Origin of the sequence: Spirosoma sp. KUDC1026, from assembly GCF_013375035.1 — a bacterium.
Classification (GTDB): domain Bacteria; phylum Bacteroidota; class Bacteroidia; order Cytophagales; family Spirosomataceae; genus Spirosoma.
Map to the genome: position 1 here is coordinate 2,453,327 of NZ_CP056032.1, position 24,507 is coordinate 2,477,833.

The 24,507-nt window shown below is 52.4% G+C and carries 23 protein-coding genes; 12 read left to right on the plus strand and 11 right to left on the minus strand.

All coding sequences use genetic code 11. The annotated features are described in order from the left end of the window. The first annotated feature begins 56 nt into the window (after positions 1–56). Complete coding sequence (locus tag HU175_RS10270) at positions 57–1,094, plus strand: aldo/keto reductase (RefSeq protein WP_176566509.1); 1,038 nt, start codon at positions 57–59, stop codon at positions 1,092–1,094. A gap of 124 nt (positions 1,095–1,218) precedes the next feature. Then, complete coding sequence (gene map / locus HU175_RS10275; RefSeq protein WP_176566510.1) at positions 1,219–1,980, plus strand: type I methionyl aminopeptidase; 762 nt, start codon at positions 1,219–1,221, stop codon at positions 1,978–1,980. Between the two features lie 229 nt (positions 1,981–2,209). On the opposite strand, the gene clpB is transcribed toward map, so the two are convergent. The 3 genes from clpB to HU175_RS10290 all read right to left on the minus strand — a co-directional run bounded on the left by clpB (position 2,210) and on the right by HU175_RS10290 (position 7,082). After that, on the minus strand, positions 2,210–4,846 hold the full coding sequence (clpB, locus tag HU175_RS10280) for an ATP-dependent chaperone ClpB (RefSeq protein ID WP_176566511.1): 2,637 nt from the start codon (positions 4,844–4,846) through the stop codon (positions 2,210–2,212). Between the two features lie 218 nt (positions 4,847–5,064). Then, on the minus strand, positions 5,065–6,000 hold the full coding sequence (locus tag HU175_RS10285) for a TspO/MBR family protein (protein ID WP_176566512.1): 936 nt from the start codon (positions 5,998–6,000) through the stop codon (positions 5,065–5,067). Positions 6,001–6,023: 23 nt separating this feature from the next. Beyond that, on the minus strand, positions 6,024–7,082 hold the full coding sequence (locus tag HU175_RS10290) for an SDR family NAD(P)-dependent oxidoreductase (protein WP_176566513.1): 1,059 nt from the start codon (positions 7,080–7,082) through the stop codon (positions 6,024–6,026). Between the two features lie 149 nt (positions 7,083–7,231). On the opposite strand from HU175_RS10290, the gene HU175_RS10295 reads away from it, so the two are divergent. Further along, positions 7,232–7,771 carry a DUF4136 domain-containing protein gene (locus HU175_RS10295; protein ID WP_176566514.1) on the plus strand — a complete coding sequence of 180 codons (540 nt, stop codon included), beginning with the start codon at positions 7,232–7,234 and terminating at the stop codon, positions 7,769–7,771. A gap of 82 nt (positions 7,772–7,853) precedes the next feature. Here HU175_RS10295 and HU175_RS10300 read toward each other — a convergent pair whose 3' ends face one another. The 5 genes from HU175_RS10300 to pheS all read right to left on the minus strand — a co-directional run bounded on the left by HU175_RS10300 (position 7,854) and on the right by pheS (position 13,170). Then, a complete protein-coding gene (locus tag HU175_RS10300; RefSeq protein WP_176566515.1) occupies positions 7,854–8,894 on the minus strand; it encodes an SDR family NAD(P)-dependent oxidoreductase in 1,041 nt (346 codons plus the stop codon). Between the two features lie 151 nt (positions 8,895–9,045). Then, a complete protein-coding gene (locus tag HU175_RS10305; protein ID WP_176566516.1) occupies positions 9,046–10,413 on the minus strand; it encodes an OmpA family protein in 1,368 nt (455 codons plus the stop codon). A gap of 133 nt (positions 10,414–10,546) precedes the next feature. Then, positions 10,547–10,750 (minus strand): exodeoxyribonuclease VII small subunit, encoded by a 204-nt coding sequence (gene xseB / locus HU175_RS10310; RefSeq protein WP_228724389.1) that lies wholly within the window; start codon positions 10,748–10,750, stop codon positions 10,547–10,549. A 63-nt stretch (positions 10,751–10,813) separates the two neighbouring features. After that, positions 10,814–12,016 (minus strand): exodeoxyribonuclease VII large subunit, encoded by a 1,203-nt coding sequence (locus HU175_RS10315; protein WP_176566517.1) that lies wholly within the window; start codon positions 12,014–12,016, stop codon positions 10,814–10,816. A gap of 95 nt (positions 12,017–12,111) precedes the next feature. Then, positions 12,112–13,170 carry a phenylalanine--tRNA ligase subunit alpha gene (gene pheS / locus HU175_RS10320; RefSeq protein WP_176566518.1) on the minus strand — a complete coding sequence of 353 codons (1,059 nt, stop codon included), beginning with the start codon at positions 13,168–13,170 and terminating at the stop codon, positions 12,112–12,114. A gap of 370 nt (positions 13,171–13,540) precedes the next feature. On the opposite strand from pheS, the gene HU175_RS10325 reads away from it, so the two are divergent. Both HU175_RS10325 and HU175_RS10330 read left to right on the plus strand, forming a co-directional pair. Then, the gene (locus HU175_RS10325) at positions 13,541–13,972 is read left to right on the plus strand and encodes a LytR/AlgR family response regulator transcription factor (RefSeq protein ID WP_176566519.1); all 432 of its coding nucleotides are present in this window, start codon (positions 13,541–13,543) and stop codon (positions 13,970–13,972) included. A gap of 242 nt (positions 13,973–14,214) precedes the next feature. Beyond that, on the plus strand, positions 14,215–14,628 hold the full coding sequence (locus tag HU175_RS10330) for a LytR/AlgR family response regulator transcription factor (protein WP_176566520.1): 414 nt from the start codon (positions 14,215–14,217) through the stop codon (positions 14,626–14,628). A gap of 82 nt (positions 14,629–14,710) precedes the next feature. On the opposite strand, the gene HU175_RS10335 is transcribed toward HU175_RS10330, so the two are convergent. Then, complete coding sequence (locus tag HU175_RS10335; RefSeq protein ID WP_176566521.1) at positions 14,711–15,379, minus strand: porin family protein; 669 nt, start codon at positions 15,377–15,379, stop codon at positions 14,711–14,713. A gap of 195 nt (positions 15,380–15,574) precedes the next feature. Here HU175_RS10335 and radA point away from each other — a divergent pair, with 195 nt between their 5' ends. The 4 genes from radA to HU175_RS10350 all read left to right on the plus strand — a co-directional run bounded on the left by radA (position 15,575) and on the right by HU175_RS10350 (position 19,727). After that, entirely contained in the window at positions 15,575–16,960 is a 1,386-nt protein-coding gene (gene radA / locus HU175_RS10340) for a DNA repair protein RadA (protein WP_176569183.1), read from the plus strand. A gap of 179 nt (positions 16,961–17,139) precedes the next feature. Next, positions 17,140–17,589: a hypothetical protein gene (locus tag HU175_RS25020; RefSeq protein ID WP_317167802.1), complete on the plus strand. Its 450-nt coding sequence runs from the start codon at positions 17,140–17,142 to the stop codon at positions 17,587–17,589. Continuing rightward, a complete protein-coding gene (locus HU175_RS10345; protein WP_317167810.1) occupies positions 17,550–18,560 on the plus strand; it encodes a Gfo/Idh/MocA family oxidoreductase in 1,011 nt (336 codons plus the stop codon). Before HU175_RS25020 ends, HU175_RS10345 begins: the two co-directional genes overlap by 40 nt. 165 nt (positions 18,561–18,725) lie before the next feature. Then, a complete protein-coding gene (locus HU175_RS10350) occupies positions 18,726–19,727 on the plus strand; it encodes a GRP family sugar transporter (protein WP_176566522.1) in 1,002 nt (333 codons plus the stop codon). A 135-nt stretch (positions 19,728–19,862) separates the two neighbouring features. Here HU175_RS10350 and HU175_RS10355 read toward each other — a convergent pair whose 3' ends face one another. Further along, positions 19,863–20,348, minus strand: coding sequence for a DinB family protein (locus HU175_RS10355; RefSeq protein ID WP_176566523.1), 486 nt, complete (start codon positions 20,346–20,348; stop codon positions 19,863–19,865). A 128-nt stretch (positions 20,349–20,476) separates the two neighbouring features. Between HU175_RS10355 and HU175_RS10360 the strand changes: the two genes are divergently transcribed. Continuing rightward, positions 20,477–21,355 carry an alpha/beta fold hydrolase gene (locus HU175_RS10360; protein WP_176566524.1) on the plus strand — a complete coding sequence of 293 codons (879 nt, stop codon included), beginning with the start codon at positions 20,477–20,479 and terminating at the stop codon, positions 21,353–21,355. A gap of 55 nt (positions 21,356–21,410) precedes the next feature. Here the strand turns inward: HU175_RS10360 and HU175_RS10365 are convergent, their stop codons facing one another. Beyond that, entirely contained in the window at positions 21,411–22,283 is an 873-nt protein-coding gene (locus tag HU175_RS10365; protein WP_176566525.1) for an AraC family transcriptional regulator, read from the minus strand. A gap of 136 nt (positions 22,284–22,419) precedes the next feature. On the opposite strand from HU175_RS10365, the gene HU175_RS10370 reads away from it, so the two are divergent. After that, positions 22,420–23,307 (plus strand): sugar phosphate isomerase/epimerase family protein, encoded by an 888-nt coding sequence (locus HU175_RS10370; protein WP_176566526.1) that lies wholly within the window; start codon positions 22,420–22,422, stop codon positions 23,305–23,307. 87 nt (positions 23,308–23,394) lie between these two features. After that, positions 23,395–24,504, plus strand: a complete 1,110-nt coding sequence (locus tag HU175_RS10375; protein ID WP_176566527.1) for a Gfo/Idh/MocA family protein — start codon at positions 23,395–23,397, stop codon at positions 24,502–24,504. The last annotated feature ends 3 nt before the right edge of the window (positions 24,505–24,507 follow it).

The following is a 24,507-nucleotide window of genomic DNA, read 5'->3' on the forward strand; positions in this document are numbered from 1 at the left end:
AGTTAATGAGGCTAACCAACATCCAGAAGGGAAGTTATACAGGAAACGAAAACGATATGGAATACAGACAACTAGGTAACTCCGGTTTACAGGTGCCTATCCTGAGTTTTGGGACGGCTACCTTTGGTGGTGGCTCAGATTTCTTCAAGGCCTGGGGAAGCACCCAGGTCGACGAAGCTTCCCGTATGGTGAGCCGCTGCCTGGATGCGGGACTGACGCTCTTTGATACCGCCAATGTCTACTCGCGGGGAATGTCCGAAGAGATCCTGGGGCAGGCACTAGCCGGTCGTCGGGATAAGGCACTCATTTCGACTAAGGCCACCTTTAAAATGGGCGACGGTCCCAACGATTTCGGGTCGTCGCGCTGGCATCTGGTCAAAGCCTGCGAGGATAGTCTGCGCCGGTTAAAAACCGACTACATTGACATCTATCACATGCACGGTTTCGACGCCCGAACACCGGTTGACGAAACGCTGAGCGCGCTGGATGATCTGGTGAAAAGCGGTAAGGTTCGTTACATCGGCTGCTCGAATTTCTCGGGCTGGCACCTCATGAAATCCCTGTCCGCATCCGAACGCTACGGCTGGGCAAAGTACGTAGTGCATCAGGTGTATTATTCGCTGCTGAGCCGCGAGTTCGAATGGGAGCTGATGCCGCTGGGAATCGATCAGGGCGTTGGCACGATGGTGTGGAGCCCCCTGTCGGCTGGCCGGCTGGGTGGGAAATACCGTCGGGAGAATCCGATGCCCAGCGATAGCCGCATTGCCCAGGGTGGGGGAGAGGGACCCGCTATTCCGGAAGACTACTGGTACGGCATCATCGACGTACTGGACGAGCTAGCGGAGGAAATCGGCAAGACAGTCGCGCAGGTGGCCCTGAACTGGGTCCTGCAACGGCCTACGGTATGTAACGTAATCATCGGCGCCCGCAACGAAGAACAAATGGAGCAGAACCTGGGCGCGGTCGGCTGGAACCTGTCGACGGAGCAGATCAAACGCCTGGATGCTGCCAGCGACCGGGAGCCCGTTTATCCCTACTGGCACCAGCGCAAATCACCCCATTTAAAATCCGCTCCGGAGTTGTACAAAAGGTGATCTTGTAAGGGGGAGGTCTGGCTCAATAAGAGAGAAGAGTATATCATTGTGGAATTATTATTCGTCAAACGCTTTTGTATTGACTCAACGTAACGGTTGACCAGGAAAGCAAAATCATACACGTATGTCACTAAAATCGGAGGAAGAATTGATAGGTATGCAGCGGATCAGCCAGGTTGTTGGCTCAACGCTGAAACTAATGCAGCAATACGCTAAACCAGGCATGTCGACATTCGAGTTGGATCAATATGGTCGGCACTTGCTCGAACAGCAGGGGGCACGGTCAGCGCCTAAACTCGCGTATGACTTTCCGGGCTGGACCTGTATCAGCGTGAATGATGAAGCCTGTCACGGTATTCCTTCAACCAGACGGATTCTCCTGGAAGGCGATCTGGTCAATATCGACGTATCGGCCGAGCTGGGCGGCTATTGGTCTGACAATGGTGGTTCTTTCATTTTAGGGAAAGATATTCATCAGCAGGGTGCCCTGGTCGAAGCCTCGAAGCGCATTCTGGCGAAAGCCATCAGCCATATCCGGGGAGGAGTGCAGATTGCTGAAATTGGCCGCTTGATCGAAACAGAAGCCAGACGTTCGGGCTATCGGGTAATCAAGAACCTGGCCGGACACGGCATTGGTCGCAGCCTGCACGAAGAACCACACGAGATTCTGTGCTACTACGATCGCTCCAACAAGACCCGTTTCCGAAAAAACTCGGTGGTGGCCATTGAAACCTTTCTGTCGACCAAAGCCACCTATGCCCACGAGAAAGGGGATGGCTGGACGTTAATTGCCAAAGACAGTTTTGCCGTGCAGCATGAACACACGATTGTGGTCACCGATAAGGAGCCGATCATCCTAACCGCGGCTAACCAGTTGTGGAATTGAATATCTACATCCACTGAGATAAAAACGCCAGTAAAGAAAGGCACATTAAACGGTATTTGTCATGCTGACGCAGGAAGCATCTTCGCTACAGCACCATCCGAAGATGCTTCCTGCGTCAGCATGACAAATACTAAATGGAAGAGGGTACATAAATTGCCCAATAAGCAAAACGGCCCGGCAACTTCATGAAGTTGCCGGGCCGTTTTGCTTATTGGTGATAGCCTATTGACTAGTCTAGTTCAATCTCCGCGTCGAGGTTGCTGAAGGCGATTTCGCCATCGCTGTTCAGCTCCATCAGGACAACCGAATCGCGTTTGACTTCGCCCGACAGGATCGCTTTCGACAGGGCGTTGAGCACCCGGCGTTGCAACACCCGTTTCAGCGGACGAGCCCCAAAGGTTGGATCGAAACCTTCTTCCCCGATTTTGTCCAGCGCTTCGTCCGTGGCGTCAAGCTGAATACCGTTCTCGGCCAGCCGGTGCCGGATTTCGCGGAACTGAATGTCGACAATCTTGCGAATGTTCTGCTGCGTCAGCGGGTCAAACATTACAATCTCATCGATCCGGTTCAGGAACTCAGGACGGATTGTCTGCTTCAGCAGTTCCATAACATCCCGTCGGGCTTCTTCCCGCACCAACTCGTGGTTCCAGCCTTCATCCTCGCCAAACTTGGCCTGAATCAGGCTGCTGCCGATGTTGGAGGTCATGATGATGATCGTGTTCTTGAAGTTCGCCACCCGACCTTTGTTGTCAGTCAGACGACCTTCGTCGAGCACCTGTAGCAGAATGTTCCAGACGTCCGGGTGCGCTTTTTCGATCTCATCCAGCAGGACTACCGAATACGGTTTCCGGCGTACGGCTTCGGTCAGCTGACCGCCTTCGTCGTAACCCACGTAGCCCGGAGGGGCACCCACCAGCCGGCTGACGGCGTGGCGTTCCTGGTACTCCGACATATCGATCCGCACCATGGCGTTCTCATCGTTGAACAGGTATTCGGCCAGCGTCCGGGCCACTTCGGTCTTACCAACCCCCGTGGTGCCGAGGAAGATGAACGAGCCAATCGGGCGTTTGGGGTCCTGCATACCAGCCCGACTCCGACGTACCGCGTCCGAAACAACTTCGATGGCTTCGGCCTGACCCGCTACGCGTTTACCAAGCTCGGCTTCCAGATTCAGCAGTTTCTCGCGTTCGCTCTGCAGCATCCGGTTAACCGGAATGCCCGTCCACTTCGCTACGACTTCGGCAATGTCTTCCGACGTCACCTCTTCCTGCATCATCCGATCGGTGGTGGTATCGTCTTTCTCGCTCTTGACCAGTTCGGCCAGCCGGGCTTCGGCTTCCGGAATCCGACCGTAGCGGATTTCGGCTACCTTACCGTAGTCACCGGCCCGTTCGGCCTGCTCGGCTTCGAAACGTAGCTGATCCAGTTGCTCTTTCAGCGTCCGGCTTTCGTTGACCGATAATTTTTCGGTTTCCCACTTGGCCTGAAGGCTGCTACGTTGCTCGTTCAGATCGGCAATCTGTTTATTGAGCAACGTTTCTTTATCCTTGTTATCTTCCCGCCGAATGGCTTCCCGCTCAATTTCCAGCTGCATGATACGCCGGTTCAGCTCGTCAAGCTCTTCGGGTACGGAGTCCATTTCCAGCCGGAGTTTAGCCGCAGCTTCGTCCATGAGGTCAATGGCTTTATCGGGCAGAAAACGATCCGTAATGTACCGGGTCGATAGTTCAACGGCGGCAATCACAGCATCGTCTTTGATGCGTACACCGTGGTGGAGTTCGTATTTCTCCTTAATGCCACGCAGAATCGAGATAGCATCGGCCATGTCTGGCTCATCGACCACAACGGCCTGGAACCGACGTTCGAGGGCTTTATCTTTCTCGATGTATTTCTGGTATTCCTTCAGCGTGGTAGCACCAATGGTGTGCAACTCACCGCGCGATAGCGCTGGTTTCAGCAGGTTAGCGGCATCCATGGCTCCTTCGCCACCGGCGCCCGCACCCACCAGCGTATGAATCTCGTCGATGAAGAGAATAATTTCGCCGTTCGAGTCGGTCACTTCTTTAATGACTGCTTTCAGACGCTCTTCGAATTCACCTTTATACTTGGCACCGGCAATAAGCAACCCCATGTCGAGCGAGACAATCGTCTTGCTTTTCAGGTTCTCTGGTACGTCGCCCGATACGATCCGCTGGGCAAGACCTTCGACGATGGCAGTTTTACCAACGCCAGGCTCCCCGAGCAGGATCGGGTTGTTTTTTGTGCGCCGACTCAGGATCTGGAGTACGCGTCGGATTTCTTCGTCGCGGCCAATGACCGGGTCTATCTTGCCCTTGAGGGCGCGCTCGTTCAGGTTGATGCTGTACCGGTCGAGCGAGCGATATTTTGCTTCTGCATTCTGATCCGTCACCGAATTGCTGCCTCCCCGCAGCTCTTTAATGGCTTGTTTCAGCGGTTTTTCGGTCATGCCTACGTCTTTTAATAACGTAGCCGTGGCGTCCTTACCGCTGGCCAGACCAAGCAGCATCAGCTCAACGCTGACGTATTGGTCGTTGAATTCTTTCGTATAGCCGCTGGCGCGTTGCAACGCAGCGTTCAGATCATTGCCCAGGTAAATATTCGATCCGTCGCTGTTGCTGGTAGCCGCTTTAGGGTATCCGGCAATAATGGCATCGAGGGCCATGGTCAGTTGAGTAGGCTCTGCGCCGACTTTGCGGGCAAGAAATCCAATAGTATTTGGGTCTTCATCCAGAATAGCTTTCAGTACGTGACCCGTCTCGATCAGTTGCTGCTGATTACCCTGGGCAATCTCAGCCGCCTTCTGAATCGTTTCCTGAGCTTTTATGGTATAATTATTAACGTTCATGATTGTGTAGGTCAACCGTTTGACACGGTAAGGATTTTAGTTGGTTACCTATCTACAAACAAATCGCGTACCGCACCTTTTCTTGTGCCATTTTGGCTGAATTTGCCGCTTTTTTGGTTAAGAATAAGTCAAAATGACAAAAATTGCTGGTGGCCTCATAGCGTGTTGACCCAGTAAGTATGAAAAAGCCGCCCTGCTTTCACAAGGCGGCTTTGTTTTTAGTCCAGGCTTTCGGCTTCGATGGGCGTCATCCGTTCGCGGGCAATTTCAGCCTGCCGGCGCTGGTCTGTTTCGATCGGGCCAGCCAGCAACTCAGCCTCGTGAACCACGATAGTTTTTGGCTCATGAAACTTGCCTTTGGGTAGCCAGTAGGCCAGCAGTCCGGCATAAGCAGCTGCCAGCCCGGCGGCTGTCCAGCCAACAACCGGATACCGATTCCACTGGCGGGTGGCGATACCACCAAAGCCAGCGACGAATGGCAGCATATACCAGGGGTCATTCAGACGACGAGCAATGACGTAACCAGCCGCAGCCGTTGCCCCCAGAATACCCGCAGCCAGCGGAACGTCCCGTTCTTCGTTACGTTCCCACAAACCCAGCGTCAGCAACGTATCGGGCGTACCGACAACCGTGGCCGCTGTCAGCCAGCCTGCATACAGACTGACCGGAATGCGTAAGTACTTTTCAGGCCCTGGTACATCAGTTTTCCCAATTTCCAGACTTTGGTGAAGCGCCAGCGCAGCCGGTAGATTGAGCTTCGTAGTCAGGTCGGAAATAACCACGCTTCGGGCGTCGTCCTGCGAGAAAAAGCGCCCAAACGTAGCGTTCAGTGCCCAACTAGCCAGCCACCAGGGCAGCGCTTTCTGATAACGTGGGTTTGCTTCCTGCGACGGCAGGGCCTGGTGGATTGATAGTGCGCCCAGACCCGAGTAAATCGTTGACCAGACCACACCAAACGCCCAGCCCGCTGGTACAATGAGGTTCTTATCGAACACACGCTGGTACTCGGCTGGTACGTCAAATTCGGCTTCCGATTCGGCCATCTGCATTGCCTGACCTTTCTGCCGCGACCGCCGACTCGACAGGGTGGTGTAAAGAATGCTACCAGCGGCAACAACAGCCGTTGCCACGCGCCAGAATGATTGATTTTTCATGGGAATAGAAAAAAATACGTCGATTAAATCGCTAGAGCCTCTTCTTCTACATCTGCTTTGGCCCGCGTCGCGTCGCCCTTGAAGTCATGATACGCACTCAGCAGCGAGTCAATAACCGACGAAACCGTATCCGTAACGGAGTTTCCGGCCGCTCTTGCTTTCACCCGGTAGCGCATGCGGTCAACCGGGCTGCTGTTGGAATAGGCTACGCCGAGGGCGATGCCCGCCAGCACAGCTACGCCAATCCCAACTGCCCAGGGGAGTGATGAAGATTTCTCACTCTCGTCGGGTTTAGGTGACATTTTCTCCCGCATCAATGAAGCCAGTGCTTCCTGGGGAGCTACGTACGCCATTACTTCGTACGACTTGTTCTTGAGTCCGCCCGGTACTACTTTGGGTTTGCCGGCCATCAGGGCTTCGTAGCCCGCTTTGGCTACCATGACAGGGTCCTGGAGTTCGTCGGTTACTTTGGTATCTTCTGCGTTGGCTTTGTGGAAGAAGTCTGTATCCGTAGCGTTAGGCAGCAAGGCCGTAATCGTTACGTTCGTGCCTTTCAGTTCGTTGGCCAGCGACTGCGTAAAGTTGTAGACGTAAGCTTTCGTTCCGGCGTAAACGGCCATGAGTGGTGTCGGCGTGATCGACAGGAGGGAGGCCAGATTCAGAATTTTTCCTTCGTTGCGGGCCAGCATGTCGTACAGGAACAGCTTGGTGAGCTGCGTGAGCGCCAGCACGTTCAGGTGAATCATCGACTTTTCGCGCTCCCAGTCAGTGTCGGTAGCGAAAAGGCCATAAAGTCCAACACCGGCATCGTTCACCAGCACATCAACAGAGATGTCTTTGGCTTTGACCTGATCGTACACATCCTGGGCAGCATCTTCTTCCGACAGGTCTTTTTTTATGACCGTAATCTGCTGGGTAGCGTAGTTGCTCGTAAAGACTTCGGCCAGTCGATCCAGCATCTCGTCGCTACGCCCCACCAGCACCAGGTTATAGCCGTCCTGGGCGAAAAGTTTGGCAAGTTCCTGGCCAATTCCACTGGAGGCGCCCGTGATCAGGGCTGTTTTTCCGGTTCCTACATTCATAACGTTTCGTGATTTGTGAGTAAGTGATTGAACTACTCCCACCACAAGTTGTTCAGCCAAACGGGCAGAAAAATGGCCGGTTGAGACGGGTAAATCGCACGTAATGAGTTCATTGTTTGTTTTATTGATAGAACTCTTATACGTAATGAATGAAACAGATCATGATAATTGCCGGACTGATACTGAGTGTTTTGTGGGGATGCTCATCGTATCGAATTACCCGGAACCAACTGGATCAGTCGGCGTCCTGGAAAGCGTACCAGACGTTTGCTTTTGCTGATACAAATCGGATTGAGGCAACGCCTTACACAGCGTACCAGGCGGCAGTCACCAATGTAAAACAGGCTGTAACCGCTGAGCTAACCCAGCGTGGCTACCAGCAAACCCGTAATAATCCGGATCTACTAATAAATGTTGGGGCGGCAGTGGACGAAAAGACGCAAACCCGTTCAACAACCATCTACGAAGCGCCCGGCTATACGGGTCAGCGACGCTACCGCTGGCAGAGTCAGGAGGTTCCGGTGGGTACGTACGATGAAGGAACCGTTCAGATTAAGGTAGTCGATACCCAGCGGGAAGCAGTAATCTGGGACGTAGCAGTGTCTAGCGTACTGAGTCGCAAAAAAGAAGTTACTCCCGTCCAGTTTGGACAGGCCGTTGCGAAGGTGTTCGAGAAATTTCCGGGCTGAGAATAACGAACGCTTCTATAACTAAATGCGGTCCTGCCACTCAGCAGGACCGCGTTCAGTTCAGGCTGTGTTGATCGATCGGCTATGCCACAGCTTTCCGGGCTGTATCCGTCGCGTTTTTCACCGTATCGGTGATTGAGTCGCTGGCCGATTTAAGTGTATCCTTAGCCGAACCAGCCAGTTTCTTGGCTTTGTAGCGGTATTTCAGCCGCTGATACGTACCGGCGTTGTTGTAGAGTGTTATAACGGCGATGCCGGCAATAGCAACGGCGGCAATGCCGATACCAAGCGCGAGCGCTTTTCGGTTTAGCTGCTGATCCGCTTCGTTCTTGTCTTTCATTTGGGCGCGCGTCGCCTGACTGACAACGGTATTGGGAAGTACGCGGGAGGCCGCTGCCTGAAGTTTTGTGGTGAAACCAGCGATGGCTTTGTCTTTTCCATTCATAAGAGCCTCATAGCCTTCCTTGGCTACGTCGGCGGGGCTATTCGAGCGAGCCATTTCCTGAGCCACCGTATTCATCGCTCCGGCTTTGTTAAAGAAATCCGTATCCGTAGCCGGTGGCATCAATACTGTAATGCTGACATCAGTATCGTTGATTTCGTTACGCAATGATTCCGAGAATGAATAGATGAAGGACTTGGTAGCCCCGTAAACGGCCATCAACGGATTAGGCATGATCGACACGATGGATCCGAGCATCAGGATTTTACCCTCGTTCCGGGCGACCATATCTTTCAGGAAAAGCTTGGTCAGGTGGACCAGCGACGTGACGTTAACCTGAATAACGCTTAGTTCTTTCTGGATGTCCGTTTCCGTTGCAAAGACGCCGTACTCGCCAAAACCGGCGTTGTTAACCAACGTGTTGACGGTGATATTCTTGCTGATGACTTCGTCGTAAATTTCCTGTGGAGCTTCGGGTGCTGATAAATCTTTCTCGATGACCGTAACCATCGACGTACCATATACCTGTTTGACCTGCTCGGCCAGCTCAGTCAGTTTATCTTCGCTCCGGGCAACCAGTACCAGATTGTATCCGTCTTTGGCAAAAAGTGTTGCCAGTTCACGGCCGATGCCGCTCGATGCCCCCGTAATCAGGGCTGTCTTTCCAACTTCTGCTATCATAGTGGGTGACTATTGAGGTGTATGTATAATCAACCCAAGGTAACGGAAGATGTTTATGGGAGGGAAGAAGGAGACAAGGGAGAATGGAGGAAAGGAATACTATACGAATCCGATTCCTTGTTTCTTCCTCCCCCTTTTCCCTTTCCTCCTTTTATTTCACCACCACCTTCATGTCAATTTTGCGGAGGGTGGGTTTGGGGACGCCTGAAGTGTCGCGACGGCTGACGCCTGTACCCCGCCCGATCGCGTCGATACGGACGAAGTTGATGCCCGCGGCCATGAGCTGCTGCTTAACCTGGTTTACCCGTTTGAACGACAGGGCTTTGTTGGTCATGCCGTACCCCGCTGCGTCGTTCGCGTAACCAATGAGCTGAATCTGCAACGCCGGATATGCCTTCAGTAGGGTCGCCAGTTCATTCACAACGGGTTGGGCGCTGGGTGTCAGGGATAATGAACCTGGCGTAAAGGTCAGGCCGGGCAGCGCAAAAACCCGACCTTTGGGAAGGGCCGGATTCGTGAGGTAAGGCGTCAGTTGCTGCGACAGCAGACCTGTTGTTGGGGAGGCTCCCGCAACGCCAGGGATACTGGCTGGCGTAGTAGTGGCTGTTGTTGCCGTGGGCGCTGCCGAAGCTGGCGTGGTTGATGCTGGAGCCTGCGGAACGGCCAGCGAACGGGTAACCGTATCCGTCATGACCGTATCAGCCAGGGATGTACTTTCGGATGTTCCGGCAATGGTTTTATCGTCGTACTGCCGCGTATTCTGGTAAATATAATAACCGCCGGCAGCTACAGCCAGCGCCAGCAGAATGCCCACACCCCACTTAGCCAGAACGCTGGTATCTTCAGTGGCATCATTGTTCAGGTCATAATTGATGGGTTGGCGTGTAACCGTTTCCGACTGACGTACCTGACCGGATGGCGTAGTGGTTTCAACCAGCGTCCGACGGGCGGGGGCAGCAGACCCCGCTACTACCTGGTGAAGACCTAATTTCTCGATCAGCCGGGGCATCAGTTCCTCCGGAACAGCGTTGACAAAGGCGTCGCGCTCGGAAAAGAGCGAAGAGGCTAAGCCGTCGGCGTCGAGTTTCCGTTCTTTCACCTGTTTGCCCAGCGTATGCAGAACAATGGGCGTAATCAACCCTAGTAATGAAATGGCGGATGAGTTACGAATCCCCGCATAGCCCGAAATCATACTGCCGATCGAACTCTTCATGGCAGGCAGCAGGTGGCTAATTACGTCGTTCCCCTGTGTAATCAACGCATTCGTCTGATTCGGATCGCGAAGAACAGTGGGTAAGTTGTCGGTCAGGGTACCGTCGTAACGGCCTTTCTGGATATGATTAAACAGTTGATTGACACCAATTTCAGTCGTGGTTCGTTTCATCAAACCACCAACCAGGGTATAAACTAAACCGTCGACGGCTTTCTGCGTTTTTTCGACGGGCTCATCGACGTAATTCGCAATACGTGTAACAACCTCCGGATTTAATGTAGTAGTTAACGTGGAAAACAAAGTCATAAAAAGAAAGCTCGATCAGGCACAAAGGCGTGTTTTTATCATACAGCACAACGAAAAGCACAAACACACTCTGGCCTTAAAATTAGACAAGGTTTGGCAAAGGTTACCTATGCTCTACGTATAAATTACCCTGTTATCGGCGTGGAATTCGTTCAATAATGTCCTGATACTCGGTTTCAACGGATCGTAAACGTTCCTGACAGAACGTAATGAGCTCTGTAGCCAATCGAATTTTAGCCGGAAGCTCGTCTAAAGGAACCTCTTCATTTTCAATTTCATAGATCAGCGTTGAAAGCTGATCATACGCGTCCTGATAAGTCATTTTCTGATTAGCCATAGATAGTCAAGTTACGTTTCTGTGAAACTAACAAAAAAGCAGGTAGGCATTACTAATGCGTGCTTACTCTGTCCGGGTATCAAGTAAACCATCGCGTAACTGGATCTGTAACGCGTCTCCTGGTTTAACATCGGTAACGCTCGTTACAATACGTCCCTTACGAAGCAGGAGGGCATACCCTCTTTTCAAGACATTGGCCGGATCGAGGTGACGGAGCGTAACGGCTTTCTCGGTCAGATCTGTATGACGATTCCGGAGGTAATTGTGCATGACAAAACGAAGGCGTTCCGTTTCGGCGTCCAACTGCTCACGGGTAAGCTGGATGGCGTCACGGGTGATGTTCGTCAGCCGGTCGCGCAGGTACAAACAGTTTTCTTCAAACTGGCGATTGTGGTCAATCAGAAAGGCGGCCGCTTTGGTCGGCGTCTTCACGCTCTGGTGGCAGAGCATGTCGGTAATGCTCACATTGCGCTCATGACCGATTCCGGCCAGAACCGGCAACGGAAAACCGGCGACCGCCAGTCCCAGCTGATACGTATCAAAGGAACCAAAATCGAGTTGCGAACCTCCACCCCGTACCATAACGACGGCATCGTAAGGCACACCACTTGTCTGAATGCGGTCCAGTTGAGCGCAGATAGCCCGCTCGGCGCCCTGCCCCTGCACCTGCGTCAGGTATTCGTCGATCACGAAATCGTAGCCAAAGGTGTTTTGCGTTAGTTCGTGCCGGAAATCCCGCCAGCCGTCGGAATTTGGTGCTGTAATCAATGCCACTCGCTGTAGCACGGCTGGACGAGCCAGGAGTTGGTTCGCCGTGATGTACTGCTCGGCCTCCAGCCACACCAGATCGGGATGCTCCCGAACCAATGTATCCAGCACCGCCTGGCGCTCGCGTTCCAGATTTCCTAGGGTATAGGAAGGGTCGATTTTGAGAATTTCGAGCCGAAGGCCATACACCGGGCTAAAGCTAACCGAAACCTGCAACAGCAGCTGAATGTTCCGGGCGAAGGCCACGCCGGTTGCCTGCTCGAAATCGCGGATCGTGTGGTAATTCCGACGCCAGATACACGCTTCCATCTTGGCTACCGTACCGGCGGCAGGCGTACCAGTTTCGCGTTCAACCAGCGTCAGAAAGCAGTACCCTCGGTCGGGATAATTCTTGATATCACTGGTTTCAGCAATAACCCAGACGGCTTTCTGACCAAACGCCTGATCCAGAACCGCTTCGAGCGTAAACGCTAAATCAGAAAGACGAATAGGAGACATAAAACAATGAGTGAATTGTGAATGAGCTAATGAGTGAATAAAAAAAGCCTGCGGCAGCTATTCACTCATTCGCTCATTCACACATTCGAAATTACTTATACTCCCTCAAACTGCCGGAGGAAGCGGACGTCGTTTTCGGTGTAGAGACGCAGATCGTTGACGACGAACTTGAGCTGGGTAATGCGTTCGATACCCATCCCAAAGGCGAAGCCGGTGTATTCTTCCGGGTCGATGCCGCAGTTAATCAGCACTTGTGGATCGACCATGCCCGAACCGGCAATCTCAACCCAGCCTGACTGTTTACAGATGTTACAGCCCTTACCACCACAGATCTGGCACGAAATATCGATCTCGGCGCTGGGTTCTGTAAATGGGAAATAGGAAGGCCGGAAACGAATCTGCGTGCCCGGCTCGAACATTTCCTTCACAAAATGGTAGAGCGTATCCTTCAGGTCCTTGAAACCAACGTTGCGGTCAATGTAAATACCTTCAACCTGATGGAACATGCAGTGAGCCCGCGCCGAAATGGTTTCGTTGCGATAGACCCGGCCCGGCATAATCGAGCGGATGGGCTGGAACGTGCCGGGAGCCGCGTTACGTTGCCGCTCCATCAGTCGAGTTTGCACATTGGAGGTGTGCGTCCGGAGCAGAACGTCAGCCGACGAATCCGAACTGGATTTCTCGACGAAGAACGTATCCTGCATGTCGCGGGCCGGGTGATTTACCGGGAAGTTGAGCGCCCCGAAGTTGTACCAGTCCGTTTCGATTTCGGGACCATCGACTACGTTGAAGCCAATCCGTTCAAAAATCTGGATGATCTGCTGCCGCACTAGTACTAACGGGTGTTGATTGCCCGTCAGGTTTGGAACCGTTGGCAAGGTTAAATCGACCGGGGGGGCACTGTTGGTGCTGGCCTGTTCTTCAACGTGGGCGTTAAATTCGTCGAAACGAGCCTGCGCCAGATTTTTTAGGCCATTCAGCTCCTGACCAACGGCTCGACGGTCTTCGGTCGGAATACTTTTCAGACCTTCAAACAGTTCGGTAACAACACCTTTTCGACTGATGTAACGCATGCGGAACTGCTCAAGCTGTTCCTTCGACGTTACGTTGTATTGATCTATTTCCTGATATATCTCTTTTATTTTATCCAGCATAAACTACATCTGTTGATTGTCTGCCACTACAAAGGTAGGCAAAACCAGAGCAGCATCCTGCATGAAACGGATTTGAGAATTAATGTACCCAAGTTGAGGTGAATTATCCCCACAATGTATTTAGTATGGATGATGGTTCAGGGCAAACTTGAAGATGGTAAAAGTGTATTAAACGGTATATCTTATTAAACTTCAGCGATTTATATATGTATCGAATATAATATGAAGTCTTCAGCGTAAGTAGGTCTGATTCTTGCGACGTATAGACCAAAGGGACTTACGATAAAGGGCCAGTTGTGTACCAGAAACGTGTAGTAAGTTCTTGACTTCTAAACAGATAACGTCTTTTCTATTATCACCATCAGTTACTATGAAAGCATTCGCTAACGACTCTATCTTTGACACTGTGTCTATGCCGTTCCACAAAAGTGTGGAAAAAACTGCCGATGCTGCTTGCATGCAGAAACTGTTAATCCCCTTTTACGACCGTAAACGGACAGTTTCAGTAGATGAGATCGTGCGCCTTGAAGGCTCTGGTAACTACACAAACTTCTTTCTCAAGGACGGCACCAAAATGCTGGTGTCGCGTACGTTGAAAGAATATGAAACGCTGCTGGACGGTCAGGCGTTTGTGCGGGTGCACAAATCCTGTATTGTCAACCTGGAATTTGTCCGAAAATTCTTCGTTAAAAAAGAAGGGGAGCTGGAGCTGATCGACGGACAGCAGGTGAAAATTTCGCGTCGTCGGGCGCAGATGTTTATGGATCGCATCCGGGACTTCCGGCTTCTGACAGTAAACTAAGGTCGAAAATACGGGTGTCCTACTGCGTTTTATAGCTCAGTACTGCAACACGTAGTTCTACGTAGTAGTTAACGGGAATTCCCGCAAATATATACAGGTTCTCTGTAGCAATGGTCTGATTAACAATAGGTTGTGTCTTTACGGCGGCCTTTGTCAATCAGGCCGTTTTTTTTGAGTAAGTGGCGATCAGGTAGCTTTGTCCAACCAATCAAGAATAAGCTAAATCCCCAAAATCCACTCTCATGAAAGCTAATGTATTACCCGCGGGTTTGCCTGTATCGCCCTGTTTTCCCCTGTCCTACCAGCGTGGAACTCACCGTATTGCGCTGCCTTATCTAAACCGGACTATCTATATCTCGGCAGATGATGTGGTCTGTCTGGAAGGAGAAGGTAATTACACGTTTCTCTATACTCGGGATCAGAAGCGATACCTGGTATCCAAAACGCTGAAGGAGTTTGAAAAAATGATGGACGAATCGCTGTTTCTGCGCACGCATAAGTCATATATGGTCAACCTGGCCTACGTTCAGCCGGGAACGCTTAACCGGGAGCGGCAGGTTGTGCTGGTCAACGGTAGAGAGGTTGGTATCTCACGCCGTCGTATGAAAGCAATTTCTCAACAATTCGCCCAGTTCTGGCACCGGAACCACAACTAACCGGAATGATAAGCTAGATATAGCAAAGCGGCCAATTCCGGAAAGAATTGGCCGCTTTGCTATATCTGACTTGTTGCATTAATTAGAAAATACGGTAGGCCAGGGTAACCTGCCAGCCGCGCATCCGCTGGCTGAACCGGGCACCGCTGCCTTCGATCTGAGCTACGTCCGACAGATTGCCTTCGTAACGCACATCCAGACCCAGCGAACCAATATCCAGCCCGCCCCCAATCTGGTAGCCGTAATAAGCCTTCGACCAAGCATCGTTCAGTGTTCCGTTAGTGTATTGGTTCAGCGCCTGACCCAGCCGTTGATTGTCGTCAATGCGGAATGACACGACCGGACCCGCGACGATTCGGATTGGACCACCTTTGATACCGAGCAGAACCGGAACATCGAAGCTTCTTGTCTTGATCGTAACCGTTTCGGTTTGTCCATTCCGAACAATGCCAAAGTCGCCCGAACGGCTGGAATAGAGTAATTCAGGCTGGATGAACAGGTTTTTGCCGAAGCGGGTATAGATACCGAAAGACGTACCGGTCCGAGTGGCGTAGCTATCACTGATATTGTTGCGGAACGTTTGTCCGTCAACACTTACGGTAGGGGAACCGTTGGCGTTGGTACCGGTGCTGACAAAGTTGCCAAATTTGAGCTGGGAGAGGTTGACTCCTCCTTTAACACCTATCTGAAACTGGGCGAAGGACAGAGCCGGAAGCAGTGTTAATGCCGCGAAAAGCAGGGATTTTTTCATAAGTCGGTTCTACTGAAAATTAGTTAAAAGGTAAACGTCAATTCGTCTTTAGGGATACAGAAACTCAACTAATTTCGATCAAACGGCGTTAGTTAACTAGCCGTAATTCCATCGAATCGCGGGTTTGACAACGCTGTTCAGCGTGGGTTTAAACACCGGTCGGATTTCTGGTTTATTGGCATGAATCTTCCCCGAATGGCCAAGCTAAAAACAACTTATTTCTGTCAGAACTGTGGCCAGCAATCGGCCAAATGGATGGGCCGCTGTCCCGCCTGTGGCGAGTGGAATACAATGGTCGAGGAGGTCGTTCAGAAGGACGAACCCGAAAAAGGCGGCTGGCGCAGTCCGTCGGCTGGCCCCGGTGGAGTCAAAATAGCCCCCAAGCCCAAAGCCATTCACGCGATCGACTATGAGGAACAGCCCCGGATCCCGACCATTGACAATGAACTGAATCGCGTACTAGGCGGAGGCATCGTACCGGGCTCGCTCGTCCTGATTGGCGGAGAGCCGGGTATTGGTAAATCGACCCTGCTGCTGCAGATTGCGCTGACGCTGACGGGCCTGCGGGTACTCTACGTGTCGGGCGAGGAAAGCGAACAACAGATCAAGATGCGGGCTGAGCGCCTGACGGTTCCAACCAGTGACTGCCACGTAATGACCGAAACGTCGACGCAGAACATTTTCCGCGTTGCCGAACACTTCGACCCCGAAATCCTGATCATCGACTCGATCCAGACCATGCAGTCGTCGCTGGTAGAATCGGGGGCGGGGAGCGTCTCGCAGGTACGCGAGTGCACGTCGGAGTTTATGCGGTATGCCAAAGAAAGCGGTGTGCCGGTATTCATGATCGGACACATCACGAAAGAAGGCTCGCTGGCGGGCCCGAAGGTGCTCGAGCACATGGTGGATACGGTTCTGACCTTTGAGGGCGACCGGCACACAACGTACCGAATTCTGCGGACCACCAAAAACCGATTTGGCAGTACCGACGAGCTGGGCATCTATGAAATGCTGGGCTCGGGACTGCGGCAGGTAACCAACCCGTCAGAAATCCTGATCTCCCAGCGCGACGAAGCCCTGAGTGGCGTTACGATTGGCTCGATGCTGGAAGGCAACCGACCATTGATGATCGAAACCCAGGCGCTGGTAAGTGTCGCTACGTACGGTACTCCGCAACGTAGTAGCACCGGTTTCGACGCCAAACGGCTGAATATGCTGCTGGCCGTCCTGGAAAAGCGGGGTGGTTTCCGACTGGGGCAGCAGGACGTTTTCCTGAACATTGCCGGTGGCCTGCGAGTCGAAGACCCGGCTATTGACCTGGCCGTATGCGCGGCCATTGTATCGAGTTACGAAGACATTGCTATTCCGCCATCAGTGGCCTTCGCGGCCGAAATTGGACTGGGGGGTGAGGTACGCGCTGTCAGCCGGATTGAGTCGCGGATTGCGGAGGCTGAGAAGCTCGGTTTTCGGCAGATCTTCATCTCGAAATACAATCTGAAAGGGCTGGACACAAAAGGGTTTGCGATCACGGTCAAACCCGTTTCCCGGCTGGATGAAGTTTTTCAGGGGGTATTGATGTAACAGCGTCCGGTTTGAAGCCAGTTACCAAAAGGCAGTCCACTCACGTATTGGGCTGCCTTTTTCTGCCTTTTGGCTGTTCGGTCGTCGGCGTCAGGCCTTTATTGGAGCAGAAAGATCAAAGGATGTACAAACCTGGATTTTCAAATCTGGTTATACCCGTGAACTAACATGCTATAGGAATGGCGTCACTCAACGAATCGATGAATAACCCGTCCGATCCTGAGCGCTTCGGCGATGCAGACCAGCGAATCAGCCGCAAAGGGTTTCTACAGGCAGCGGGGATAATGGCAGTAGGCATGGCAGGAGGCCTGTCGGCGGCCTGCCAGTCGAACGGGCAGGCCCCTTCGTACCCGGTGCCAACGACCGGCACCTACAAAGCACCTGGTGGTCAGTCGGTGCCAACCTCGCCCCCGTATTCCCCCCCGGCCGAAGTTCCTGAAGACGTTACCAAGCCGATAGAGCTGGAAGCCTGGAAATCGGATGCTGACCGGAAGTCCCCCCCGTGCCTAACCCGTTGCCGGCCGATCAGCGGATTGGCTACGCCGTTGTCGGGCTGGGGCACCTGTCGCTGGAAGAAATTCTGCCAGCCTTGGTTGCCTGTAAAAAGTCAAAGATTGCTGCTCTGGTGAGTGGAAGTCCGGAGAAAATGAAACGGGTAGCGCAGCAGTACGGTGTGAAGCCCGAAAGCTGTTATAGTTACGAGACCTACGACAAACTGAAGGAGAATCCGGACGTGCAGGTTATTTACATCGTGCTGCCAAACTCCATGCACGCCGAGTACACCATCCGGGGCGCACAGGCGGGTAAACATATTCTGTGCGAAAAGCCAATGGCCAATTCGTCGGCTGAGTGCCAGGCCATGATCGAGGCCTGCAAAAAGGCAGATCGAAAGCTGATGATTGCCTACCGGATTCATTACGAACCCTTCAATCGTTACGTCCGGGAAAAAGTACAGGCCAATGAGTTTGGCAAACCCAAGTTTGTGGACGCTTTCAACTGCCAGTCGTCGGCCAACCCCAAACACTGGCGTCATATCAAAGCGCTGGCGGGCGGGGGCGCTCTACCGGATATTGGGCTGTACTGCCTCAACACAACCCGCTTTCTGCTGGGCGAGGAGCCTACCGAAGTAATGGCCTACGTCTACAGTGATCCCGAGAATCCGCTGTTCAAGGAAGTAGAGGAAGTCTGTTCGTGGCAGATGAAATTTCCGAGTGGAACCATTGCCAACTGTGCTACGCACTACAACGTACACGATTCGCGTAAGTATCGGGTCATGACCGAAAAGGGGTGGTATGAACTGGATAACGCCTACGCCTATACAGGACAAAAACTGATGACCTCCCGCGCCGATGGCGAGATTGTTCGGCAGGAGAACGTAAGCATTACGCCCAAAAATCAGTTTGGCGCTGAGATGGATTACTTTTCGGATTGCCTCATTCAGGACAGAGCCCCTTATTCTACTGGCGAAGAAGGGTTGCAGGATCAGCGGCTTATGGAAGCCATCTACCAGTCGGCTCGGGAAAAACGGCCCATCAAGCTGCCGCTGATCGAGAAAAAAGATGCCTTTCGCGGTCCCAAACCACCGGATCTACAGGCGTAGTATGCTATGCTGCCCGGCAGGAAACCGGTTATCCAACTCCGGTAGCTAACTAATCGGTTTCTTGCTCGCTCAATCCCGTACGTATCATGTTTTATTCGTGCCGGCCAGGGATTAGATAATCCTGCCCGACTCTTCATCGGACGGTTGGTATTGATCAAAAACGATATGCTGGTTATCAAAGAATACCTCCCGGCGGTACTGGCCTGCTTGTTGGCCATGCTTTGCTGGGGAAGCTGGTCAAATGCCCAGAAGCTGGTTTCTCGCGATGCCCCAGTCGCCCATTTCTATCGGGACTACATTTTCGGAATTGCGCTCATGTCGTTGCTCCTGGCATTCACTGTTGGTAGCCTGGGAAACGAAGGGCGGCCCTTTCTGGACGATCTGACTCAGGCCAATGTGTCCAGGCTGCTGCTGGCGTTGGCCGCTGGCGTTGTTTTTAATACCGGCAACCGGTTGCTGGTTGCCGGTATCCAACTGGCCGGGATTGCCATCGCCATGCCCGTAGGAACGGGGTTGTCGCTGGTGCTGGGCCTGGTCGTTAATTACATTGCCGAACCGGAAGGGAAAGTCGGCCTGCTAGCGGCTGGTGGGGCCGTCGTTATCCTGGCTATGGTCTTCGGTGGGCTAGCCTACAAAGCCAAAGACGACGACCAGGGATTCGACAGACGTGGCGTGGTGATTGTGCTGCTATCCGGGCTGCTGACTGGATTTTTCTTTCGGATGATCACCAGCACGCTTGCTCCTGACCTGGCCCAGCCTGCGGCAGGTACATTAACACCCTCGACGGCCTTTGTCGCGTTTTCGATTGGGCTTCTCCTGAGTAATCCGCTGCTCGAAGGGATAGTACGTCGCTATATTCCCGAGGAAAAAGAAGACGAGACGGCCGATGTGAATTACACAGACCTCAGCACTCGTCAGCATCTGTACGGACTAGCTGGAGGGCTCATCTGGGGCATTGGTATGGGAGCGTTGCTGCTGGCGTCGCAGCCTGCTGGCAATGCCATCTCGTTTGGCCTGAGTCAGGGAGCAACCATTGTTGCCGTACTGTATGGCCTGTTTGTCTGGAAGGAATTTGACGGTGCTCCGCCGGCTACCAATCGCTGGCTCTGGCTCATGGGCGGTTGTTACGTTGCTGGTATTGTGCTGATCGTCATTGCCAGATTATAAATTACATGGCGTTGCCAGAGCAGCGCTCATCAGTGATTGATGAACACCTGCTTTGCCAACGTTTAACTCGGATAGATAGCTGAATGATCCGTCCATCAGACTGCCATTCCGCAACTGGGCAGATAGACATCCCTGTTAATTTCTCCCAAACTGATCAGCCGCGCGTAGCAAACCGCCTAATTTCAGAATGGTAAAAAAATGGTGCGCTTCGTGAAGCAGAAAAAATTCGGTCCAGCCCTCAACACCCATAAAACCAAACAGCGGATGACTGCCGGTTTGAACCAACTGTTCTTCGTGGAGAATACTCAGAAACGCATTGAGGGTAGCGCGTTCGCCCAGAAAACGCTCGCTCAGATCAGCCCAGGACAGGTCGAGCCAATCGGCAAAACCGGGGTCTTCTTCGGCTACGTAACGGGGAAACACGGGCGTATCGCCACTAATTATCTGTTGAATACGGGTCAGGAAAATTTCTTGGTAACGGCCCAGATGGGCGATATTTTCCTGAACAGACCATTTGTCGGGAATGGGCCGCTGAGCCAGTTGTTCGGTGGAAAGGTCACTCAGTAAGTGGTTCAGCGCGTCGGGCTGACTGGTTAAACGGGCCAGAAGGGATTGTTTCATGCGCAATAATACGGGCTGTTAGCCGTAAAATTGAATTTGGTACAAATGGCCCGCGCCGACCAACAATGATAAGTACAGCGATGTTGTATAATGGTTGATTTAAAACAACCCTAAACAAAAACAACGTTATGAGTTATATCAAAGTAGGCACTGACCAGGCTGGTGAAGATATCAATCTATACTATCAGGATCTGGGAACGGGAACCCCCGTTGTCCTTATTCATGGCTGGCCACTGAGCAGTGCTATGTGGGACTACCAACTGGCCGAACTACCAAAACATAATATGCGGGTGATTGCATACGACCGCCGTGGATTCGGCAAGTCGTCGCAGCCCTGGGATGGCTACAACTACGATACGTTGGCCGACGACCTGAAAGTAATACTCGATACGCTGGATCTTCAGAACGTAACGCTCGTCGGGATGTCGATGGGGGGCGGTGAAGTGGCTCGGTATATGGGCCGACATGGCGGAGCGCGGGTTGCCAAGGTAGCTTTTATCAGCGCTGTAACCCCTTATATGCTAAAAACTGAGGACAATCCAGATGGCGTGGACCAGAGTGTGTTTGACGAAATTCTGGACGGTCTGAATAAAGATCGGGCTGATTTCCTGCAAACTTTTGGCAAGCAGTTCTACGGCGTTAATCTGATTAGCCATCCCGTAAGCCAGGCCCACCTGGAAGGTGATTTCATTCGGGCGTACGCGGCCTCGCAGCGGGCAACGGTTGAGTGTGCGAAAGCATTCGCTATGACTGACTTCCGCGACGACCTGCCCCAGATTAACGTACCGACGCTGATTGTTCATGGCGATGCCGATAAGACTGTTCCCATCGAATCGTCGGGCGAACTGACCGCCAGCGCTATTCCAAGCGCTCAGTATATTGTGTACGAAGGTGCACCCCACGGTCTGTTTTACACCGAAAAAGACCGTCTGACGGAAGATCTGATTGCGTTTGTGCAGGAAGGAGTTGCCGTACGGGAGCCCATTGGCACGACCACAATTTATTAAGGCTAATTAATTAGCTCCTCTGCAAAGGTCCGCTTTCTGTGAAAGCGGACCTTTTTTATAACTGCCGATACGTCCTTACGTAGATGGAGGGCGTTTGTCCTGTAATGTCTTTGAACTGTCGGTTGAAATTCGACAGGGTCCGAAACCCACTCTCGTAACTAACCTGAGTGATGCTGAGTTTTCCGGCCATCAGCAGCTTGCAGGCATGACCAATTCGCACTTCCGACACAAATTCGGAGAACGTCTTATTCGCTCTGGCCTTAAAATAGCGGCAAAAAGCCGGAGCCGTCATACCCGCCAGATCGGCTACCGTTTCCAGGCTCAACTCTTCGGGAAAGTGGCCCAGCACGTAATCGTGCACCAGCTGCATCCGGTCAGTTTCGCTGGGTTTAACCGTATTGCTGTAGTTCGGGCTGGTCAGGAACCGGTAATCTGTTGCGTGCGACAGCTCGTCCAGTAAGGTCAGCAGATTCAGGACGCGGGTGAAATCGATGGGTTGCCGCACCAATTGCTGTAGCGTTTCCTCAATTCGGTCGCGGGTTGAACCGGTCCATTCGAGTCCTTTCCGGGCGTGATCGAGCAGTTGTCGGATGGAAGCCATCTCCTGATTCTTGAAGAATGACGTTCCCAGAAAATCTTCCGAAAAATAGACGACAATTCCCTTTGTCTGCTGAACTGACTGCCGGGAAAAATATTCCTGATCACTGCGCCAGAGGTGGGGTAAATTAGGCCCCAGGAATACCAGATCACCGGGGCCAAACGGTTTGATCGAGTCACCAATAAAGCGAGTGCCGGTTCCTTCCTCAACCAGAAAAAGCTGGTAATGGGGGTGGAAATGCCAGTTTGGGTCGAAATAGGGCTCAACAAGCTTTTTTGCGACAAAGGATGCGGCTACTGGCTCCAGGTCTTTTCGTAGCGGTTGCTTCATAGACTTGCTCTTTTTTTAACACGAAAAGCCGCTTATTTTTCTAATTAGGGTGAAAATACAGTTGACATTGGCTAATAAAAGCAACAATACCTGTTAATCTACTACGTATATTTGTTTGATTTTTCTTATATCGAATATGAATAAGATTGGAATGAATTTATTTGTCTGGACCTCAACCATGGATGAGGACATGACAAATACGTTTCGGTTTCTGAAGGAGACAGGCTTCGATTTCGTTGAAGTTCCTATGAACAGTACCGATCAGACGAAATGGCAGCGGGTTGGGAAGGCGCTTTCCGAGCTGGGAATGGGGGTTCAGGCCTGTTCAATCTGCGGACCGGAGCACAACCTAATTAGCCCCGATGCCGCCGTTCGCCGGGAGGCCATCGACTTCCTGAAACAGATCGTTGACGGCGCATCGCTGATGGGCGCACCCATTCTGATGGGGCCGCTGTTTGCCGGGTTCAAGACGTTCACCGGTAAATCCGCCACAGACCAGGAATGGAACTGGTCAGTAACGGGGATGCGGGAAGTAGCCGAACACGCGGCTACTAGAAACGTAATTCTGGCGATGGAATACCTGAATCGGTTCGAAACCTACCTGCTTACCTGTGCCGACGACGTAATCCGGTATGTAGAAGCCGTTGATCATCCGAACTGCCGGATTGCGTTTGATACCTTCCACGCGAATATGGAAGAGAAAAGCATTCCCGACGCCATCCGGGCCTGTGCGCCCTATCTGGTGCACGTACAGATTTCGGAAAATGACCGATCGACACCCGGACACGGGCACATCAACTTCACCGAGATTTTTGATGCCTTTCAGGAAGTAGGCTATACGGGTCCGATCGCGATCGAAGCATTTGGTCCGAATCCGCCGGAACTGGCCGCGGCCACGCACATCTTCCGGCCGATGTTTGATTCGCCGGAACAACTCGCCACGGATGGATTGGCGTTTATAAAAAGCGAATTAGCGAGTGAGCGAAATCGGACCGCCGAGCGGAGCGAATTACGCCTGGCGTAGGTTGTAGCCACTTTCAGTTCATCCGCGTTTTCTTTACCCGCAGCGTTCTCCTGACTCTTTCATTCTTTTGCCTTTCACTTTTTACTTATGATAAACGTTGCTATTGTAGGCCTTGGCTTTGGGGCTGAATTTATTCCTATCTACCAGCGGCATCCGGATGCCACTATGTACGCGATCTGCCAGCGGAACGTCGAGAATCTAAATAAAATTGGCGACGCGTATGGGATCGAAAAACGGTACTCCAGCTACGATGAGCTCCTGGCAGATCCGAACGTTGATGCAGTGCATATTAACTCGCCCATTCCAAACCATGCCGAGCAGACAATCAAAGCGCTGAAGGCAGGCAAACACGTAGCCTGTACGGTGCCAATGGCTACGTCGGTGGAGGACTGTCAGGCAATTGTACAGGCCTGCAAGGAAAGTGGTAAGAAATATATGATGATGGAAACGGTGGTGTACAGCCGCGAGTTTCTGTTCGTTAAAGAACTGTACGAAAACGGTGAACTGGGCAAGGTTCAATTCCTTAAAGCCAGCCACCAGCAGGATATGGACGGCTGGCCGGATTACTGGCCGGGTCTGCCTCCCATGCACTACGCTACGCACTGCGTTGGTCCGGTGGCAGGCTTGCTCAAATTACAGGCCGATTACGTATCTTGCTTTGGATCAGGAACAATTCGGGAAGAACTGGCGAAGATTCATAACTCCCCGTTTGCGGTAGAGTCAGCACATATCAAGTTTAAGGACAGCGACCTGTCGGCCTATGTGTATCGTTCGCTGTTCGACGTAGCGCGGCAGTACCGCGAAAGTTTTGAGGTGTACGGTGACAAGAAGTCATTCGAATGGCAGTTGATCGAAGAGGAGCAGCCGGTGATCCATACGGCGAAGAAGCCGGAGCCGGAAATTCCTGAGAAAGTAACGGTGCCCGATTACGCCCACTACTTACCCAGCGAAATACAGCGCTTTACAACAAAAGGCGTGTACGATGCCGACGAGACCCAGCATTTGTCGTTCACGCAGGGGGGAGGCCACGGCGGATCGCACCCGCACATGGTTCACGAATTTGTGTCGGCGATTAAGGAAGACCGCGACCCGTTCCCGAATGCTGCCCAGTCAGCCAACTGGACGAGCGTGGGGATTCTGGCGCATGAATCAGCATTGCGTGGTGGCGAACTCATCAAACTGCCGGATTTTAACTAAGAC

Excerpts from the sequence above, each read along its gene's own strand:
- HU175_RS10270 (WP_176566509.1), top strand. The coding sequence starts at position 57 with ATGGAATACAGACAACTAGGTAACTCCGGTTTACAGGTGCCTATCCTG.
- map (WP_176566510.1), top strand. The coding sequence starts at position 1,219 with ATGTCACTAAAATCGGAGGAAGAATTGATAGGTATGCAGCGGATCAGC.
- clpB (WP_176566511.1), bottom strand. The coding sequence starts at position 4,846 with ATGAACGTTAATAATTATACCATAAAAGCTCAGGAAACGATTCAGAAG.
- HU175_RS10285 (WP_176566512.1), bottom strand. The coding sequence starts at position 6,000 with ATGAAAAATCAATCATTCTGGCGCGTGGCAACGGCTGTTGTTGCCGCT.
- HU175_RS10290 (WP_176566513.1), bottom strand. The coding sequence starts at position 7,082 with ATGAATGTAGGAACCGGAAAAACAGCCCTGATCACGGGCGCCTCCAGT.
- HU175_RS10295 (WP_176566514.1), top strand. The coding sequence starts at position 7,232 with ATGAAACAGATCATGATAATTGCCGGACTGATACTGAGTGTTTTGTGG.
- HU175_RS10300 (WP_176566515.1), bottom strand. The coding sequence starts at position 8,894 with ATGATAGCAGAAGTTGGAAAGACAGCCCTGATTACGGGGGCATCGAGC.
- HU175_RS10305 (WP_176566516.1), bottom strand. The coding sequence starts at position 10,413 with ATGACTTTGTTTTCCACGTTAACTACTACATTAAATCCGGAGGTTGTT.
- xseB (WP_228724389.1), bottom strand. The coding sequence starts at position 10,750 with ATGGCTAATCAGAAAATGACTTATCAGGACGCGTATGATCAGCTTTCA.
- HU175_RS10315 (WP_176566517.1), bottom strand. The coding sequence starts at position 12,016 with ATGTCTCCTATTCGTCTTTCTGATTTAGCGTTTACGCTCGAAGCGGTT.
- pheS (WP_176566518.1), bottom strand. The coding sequence starts at position 13,170 with ATGCTGGATAAAATAAAAGAGATATATCAGGAAATAGATCAATACAAC.
- HU175_RS10325 (WP_176566519.1), top strand. The coding sequence starts at position 13,541 with ATGAAAGCATTCGCTAACGACTCTATCTTTGACACTGTGTCTATGCCG.
- HU175_RS10330 (WP_176566520.1), top strand. The coding sequence starts at position 14,215 with ATGAAAGCTAATGTATTACCCGCGGGTTTGCCTGTATCGCCCTGTTTT.
- HU175_RS10335 (WP_176566521.1), bottom strand. The coding sequence starts at position 15,379 with ATGAAAAAATCCCTGCTTTTCGCGGCATTAACACTGCTTCCGGCTCTG.
- radA (WP_176569183.1), top strand. The coding sequence starts at position 15,575 with ATGGCCAAGCTAAAAACAACTTATTTCTGTCAGAACTGTGGCCAGCAA.
- HU175_RS25020 (WP_317167802.1), top strand. The coding sequence starts at position 17,140 with ATGGCGTCACTCAACGAATCGATGAATAACCCGTCCGATCCTGAGCGC.
- HU175_RS10350 (WP_176566522.1), top strand. The coding sequence starts at position 18,726 with ATGCTGGTTATCAAAGAATACCTCCCGGCGGTACTGGCCTGCTTGTTG.
- HU175_RS10355 (WP_176566523.1), bottom strand. The coding sequence starts at position 20,348 with ATGAAACAATCCCTTCTGGCCCGTTTAACCAGTCAGCCCGACGCGCTG.
- HU175_RS10360 (WP_176566524.1), top strand. The coding sequence starts at position 20,477 with ATGAGTTATATCAAAGTAGGCACTGACCAGGCTGGTGAAGATATCAAT.
- HU175_RS10365 (WP_176566525.1), bottom strand. The coding sequence starts at position 22,283 with ATGAAGCAACCGCTACGAAAAGACCTGGAGCCAGTAGCCGCATCCTTT.
- HU175_RS10370 (WP_176566526.1), top strand. The coding sequence starts at position 22,420 with ATGAATAAGATTGGAATGAATTTATTTGTCTGGACCTCAACCATGGAT.
- HU175_RS10375 (WP_176566527.1), top strand. The coding sequence starts at position 23,395 with ATGATAAACGTTGCTATTGTAGGCCTTGGCTTTGGGGCTGAATTTATT.